The organism is Halolactibacillus halophilus, from assembly GCF_900115605.1.
Taxonomy (GTDB): Bacteria; Bacillota; Bacilli; order Bacillales; family Amphibacillaceae; genus Halolactibacillus; species Halolactibacillus halophilus.
This window is the reverse complement of the sequence record NZ_FOXC01000069.1, coordinates 1-4,947: the sequence shown is the minus strand read 5'-3', so window position 1 is coordinate 4,947 and position 4,947 is coordinate 1. Positions and strand designations below refer to the sequence as shown.

The window sequence follows — 4,947 nt, the reverse complement described above, 5'->3', positions numbered from 1 at the left end:
TAGTACTCACTTTTTCAAAAGCGAAAAAACTCTCTAAACCCCTGAAAAATAAGGGGTTAGAGAGTTTTTGTTTTAATTAAGTGTCAAACTCGAGAACATATTTTTCACCCTCTTGTCAATCCTTTCATCTGGTATTCGCTTATCTTTCACCTTATTAAAATAGAAAAAACCACACCAATCGGTGTGGTTAGCTCTCGTATTGAATTAATTGACTTGGGTATAGTCAATGTGACGTTTCGCTTCTGTTTCTTTTTTCAAGTAATTGTATTGGTCGGATAATGCGTCAAACCATACTTTATCATTTGTTTGAAGGGCAAGGTCGATTAATTGTTCTAATTCACCTAGTGTGTAGTATTTGCTGTCTGGTTCAACTTGTAGTTTAACGACGTGGACTTGAATACTGTGATTGGTTAAAAGATGGTTGTCACTCGCAATCACACGTATTTGCACCCGGTTCTCTTCTTCTAGTTGTTTTTCAACGAAGCCATGAATACGCTCACCCTTGTTTGACTGTAATTTGACCCAATCTCCTTCATTTACTTGTTTTCGCTCTTCTGCTTTCATGTTTGACACCACCTTTTCTATTATATATTTTAAATTAACAGAAAACTTAGAATAGTTATTTAAAATACTTAATAGTAATAATAATCGGTTTTAGCGGGAATGTCAATAGTCTTGCTCAAACTGCTGCTTTGTAAGTGGCTGACTTATTAAGAAGCCTTGATAAGCATCTAGTCCAACCGACTCGATTAGTGCGACTTCTTGTGCGGTTTCTACGCCTTCTTGCACAATGATTAAGTGCAATTCTTTAGCAAGCGTAACCAGGCGGTGATAATCAGCTATTCCTTTTTTATCACTAAGTGCGTTATGAAGTGTACCTTGTGATATTTTTATTAAATTAAATGGTAATATTTTTAACTGACGCAGCGATAGAAAATGATCGCCAAATGAATCAAGCGCTACCTGTATGCCCGTTTGTTGATAGCTTTCTAATTTATCTTTTAAATGAATACATTTAGATCGGGTGAAATTCTCATTAAGCTCGATCACTAAGTGATCAAGAGTAAGGTTGCTCTTGTCGAACTGTTGTCGAATAGTAATAAGTGTCTTTTCATCACAACATTCTTTTTCTGTAAGGTTAATGTGCAGTTTGATTGATGACGCATGATGTTTATTGTATGTTGAGATTATTTCAGTTGATTCCCTTAATAAAAATTCTGAGAATTGCTGCATGATCCCATTTGTTTCAGCAATAGGAATAAAAACATTTGGAGCAATCGCACCGAGTTTATTATGTTGCCAGCGTAATAATGCTTCCACGGCATGAATCTCTTTTGTTTGTGTATCAACAATTGGTTGATACACAACATAGAGCTCATTACGTTCTAATGCCTGGAAAAGGTCAGTTTCTAATTGAATCTGATGAGACACTTCGGTTTCGAGTGCTGGTGTGTAAAATCTATACGTGTTTTTTCCTTGCTGTTTTGCTTGATACATGCTCAAGTCAGCATATTTTGTTAGCTCATTTAATGATTGAGAGTGTTTTGGATACAAACTAATACCAATACTCGCGGTAACAATGAAATTGTGATCATTAAAAGTGTAAGGCTTTGTGAGGGTATGGATAATACTTAGTGCTAATTCGGTAACTTTTTTTCGATCTTCAGTAACATGTGTTAAGACTATAAATTCATCTCCGCCAAAACGAAAAACAAAGTCACTGTCTTTTATGACAGCTTTAATTCGATTGGCGACATCGATTAACAATTTGTCTCCCGCGTCATGACCAAACGTATCATTTACATATTTAAACCGGTCTAAATCTAAAAACATCACCGCAAATCCTTCATTATCTTGATCAGCTTGTTTTATAGCTTCATCCGCAACTGTTTTAAAGTATTTACGATTCCCAATGCCGGTTAATTCATCGTGGTTGGCTTGGTGCTCAATCAAGGCTTGATTTTGTTTGATTTCAGTAATATCGGTTGCGACCATCAGTATTTCTTTGCCTTTGCCTTCGATACTATCAATCGGCTGTTTCATTATTCGGTACCAACGCGTACTACCATCAAGTAGCAATTGCTTGTCTTCATACGTATTTGGCTCCTGAGATAATAAAATCGACTGGTGCAGCTTTAAGTGATAATGCGTGGCAATTGTATCCCTTGTTGCATTCAAGGCATGCCGTCCGAGCATCGATTTAGCAGTATAACCGAATAACTGGGCATATTGATCATTAACAAGTGTGTAGATGCCATCAGCATTCATCGTATAAATCATCATGGGACTCACATTAATAATTTGGTATAAAAAGTCTTTTTGACTAGCTAGCTGTTGTTTATTTTTTTTGATGGCTAACCGCGTTTTTTCTAACTCATGGGCCATTTGGTTAAATTTATGATTAATCGTCCCGATTCGTGTATTATTATTGGTATAGCGAATTCGGTGAGTATAGTCTCCTTCACTTAACTCATCAATAGCTTCGATTAAAGCCTGGTAAGGCTTTTGGCTTCGATAATAAGCATACAACATAATAATGAGAAACAGAATGCCCAGCACAATTAAAATAGGTAATAGTGTATTAAAAATACTGAGTATAAATTGCTCAGCAAAGGTTTTCGGGACAAATAAAGCTAAAGTCCATCCATCACGACTTAACTGTTGTGTAGCAATCATAAAATGAGAATCTTCATGATGAAAAACACTGACATTGTTATCTGAGCTCGATAAAAGAGAAAAGTTGTTTCTATTTTTATAGAAGTTATCAAGGCTTTTTTCATCACTATCAACTAGTAAATCATAGTTATAAATTAATTCATCAGCATCATTGAATATGCCAATGTAAAAAGACTCAGAAAATGAAAGTGAGTGAAAGAAATCTTGTAAGGTGTTATCTGCACTTAAGTCAATAAACAAGTGTAATTGCTCATCCTTTATTGGGATAAGCAGCTCCAACAAGTTTTCTTTCTTAATCGTTTGCGCTTTTTGTAGTAAGGGTTCATCAACAAAGGAAATGGTCTGTAATTGATAATCGGAAGTACTTACTGTGCCAAAAAAGACCGAAGCTTGTATGACATGATCTTGGTCGGTTATGAAACCATAATCAACCATTGGAGAATAATTAATTAATTCTTTTAACGCTTGATGTTTAATGGACTGGTCATTATTTTGTAATTTAACTTGGTTACCGGCATGAAAAGTTAATTCATCCAATTCCATTAAGATATGGTCAAACTGCTGGCTAAATCGTTGGTTAGCTGAATACATCATTTCATCATAATAGTTAACAGTAAATCGTTCAATAGTAAAAGTAGCGGCATAGCTAAACAGAACGAAGAAACCAAGTATAATAGTAATATTAAAAAATGCGGCCTTAATTAAATAATTTTTTTGCCAGTAACTCACAGGTAGCTTCATGTCTGTTCACCCTCTCTTGTTGTTATCTTTATTTTAGCTTACTTTCATAGTGCTTGACAATGTTAACAATTGGTTGTAAGCAATTAGAAGCTCGCAAAAACATTTGTCAACGCATTGAATTTTTGATATAGTTAAACCACATTCACATATACTTCAATACATATTGAAGTGGGTATAGAGGTTGCATAAGACAAGAGTAAAAAAACAGAGAGCCATAAACACTCGAGGATGTTAGCTGAAAGGGTCTTATGCCGAAGGATAATAACTGTTTATGCGTTATTGTGCTGGTGTTGTATTTAATAGGTACAACATTGTCATATAGGTGTTAGACTGTATGGAGGGCTATCTCACGCATCAACGATACAAAAACATGATGCAGCTCACTTAGCCTGGGCTGCTTTTTCTATGTCGTGAATTGATTGTGCGCTTCTTACCTTTAAAAATAATTATAATGAGGTGTAATAATGGACTTTAATCAAGTATTAACTGCGATGGTCACGCCCTTTAATGACCAAGACGAAATTAACTATGATGAAACAGAACGATTGATCGATTATTTATTAGATAATGGAACAGAAGGTATCGTTGCAGTCGGTACAACAGGTGAATCACCTACGTTATCACATGAAGAAAAACTAGAATTCCTTACATTTGTTGTTGCTTACGTTAATGGACGCGTCCCCGTTATTGCTGGGACAGGATCAAACAATACGAAGCAATCGATTGTTCTCTCACAAGAAGCTGAAAAGATTGGCGTTGACAGTGTTATGCTTGTCACCCCCTATTACAATAAACCGTCACAAGAAGGTATGTATCAGCACTTTAAAGCCATTGCAGAAAGTGTGAAAGTTCCAGTCATGCTTTATAATATTCCGGGTCGTACGGTTGTAAGGTTAGAGTTAGACACTGTTCTTCGCCTTGCTGAAGTTGATAACATTGTAGCGATTAAAGAAGCAACAGGTGACCTTGATTTAATTAGTCAGATCATTAAAGAAACACCCGATGACTTTTCTGTATACAGTGGTGATGATAACTTATTATTACCGATTTTAGCACTTGGTGGGACAGGGATTGTTAGTGTCGCTTCTCACATGGTTGGTAATGAAATGAATCAGATGATTCAATCATTTAAGTCAGGTAAACACACAGAAGCAGTAAAGATTCAACAAGACATTGCGCCTGTAATTAAAGCCCTATTTAGTGCGCCAAATCCAACGGCTGTGAAGTATGCATTGTCTATGAAAGGTTTAAACCCTGGCCACGTACGTTTGCCGCTCATTGCTTTATCAGCGTGCGAAAAGTCACATGTCGATGACAAAGTTGGGCGTTACTACTAATATTAAATTGAAAGTCAGACGAAATAGATTAGCTACGACCAAATCACTTGGTCGTAGCTTTTTTAATAGTATAGGAAAGTATAAAATTTTCGTTGTTTGGTTCTTTGTCAAATGGTGTTGGTGAGAAGTTTTAACCAATAATTTCAAGTTTATATTTCACATGTTTCGGCTCTTTTTATGCAGCTGAAACATG

3 protein-coding genes and 1 riboswitch are annotated in these 4,947 nt (G+C 35.8%); of the genes, 1 reads left to right on the top strand and 2 read right to left on the bottom strand.

Features of this window, described 5'->3' with window-relative positions; genetic code table 11:
• Positions 1 to 204: 204 nt before the first annotated feature.
• Together BM098_RS12950 and BM098_RS12945 are read right to left on the bottom strand one after the other, a co-directional pair.
• A complete protein-coding gene (locus BM098_RS12950; protein WP_089834036.1) occupies positions 205 to 564 on the bottom strand; it encodes an IDEAL domain-containing protein in 360 nt (119 codons plus the stop codon).
• 102 nt (positions 565 to 666) lie between these two features.
• Positions 667 to 3,417 (bottom strand): EAL domain-containing protein, encoded by a 2,751-nt coding sequence (locus BM098_RS12945; RefSeq protein ID WP_089834034.1) that lies wholly within the window; start codon positions 3,415 to 3,417, stop codon positions 667 to 669.
• A gap of 167 nt (positions 3,418 to 3,584) precedes the next feature.
• A riboswitch (Lysine riboswitch) is annotated at positions 3,585 to 3,770 on the top strand.
• A 111-nt stretch (positions 3,771 to 3,881) separates the two neighbouring features.
• On the opposite strand from BM098_RS12945, the gene dapA reads away from it, so the two are divergent.
• Positions 3,882 to 4,754: a 4-hydroxy-tetrahydrodipicolinate synthase gene (gene dapA, locus BM098_RS12940; protein ID WP_089834032.1), complete on the top strand. Its 873-nt coding sequence runs from the start codon at positions 3,882 to 3,884 to the stop codon at positions 4,752 to 4,754.
• Positions 4,755 to 4,947: the final 193 nt, after the last annotated feature.

Excerpts from the sequence above, each read along its gene's own strand:
- BM098_RS12950 (WP_089834036.1), bottom strand. The coding sequence starts at position 564 with ATGAAAGCAGAAGAGCGAAAACAAGTAAATGAAGGAGATTGGGTCAAA.
- dapA (WP_089834032.1), top strand. The coding sequence starts at position 3,882 with ATGGACTTTAATCAAGTATTAACTGCGATGGTCACGCCCTTTAATGAC.
- BM098_RS12945 (WP_089834034.1), bottom strand. The coding sequence starts at position 3,417 with ATGAAGCTACCTGTGAGTTACTGGCAAAAAAATTATTTAATTAAGGCC.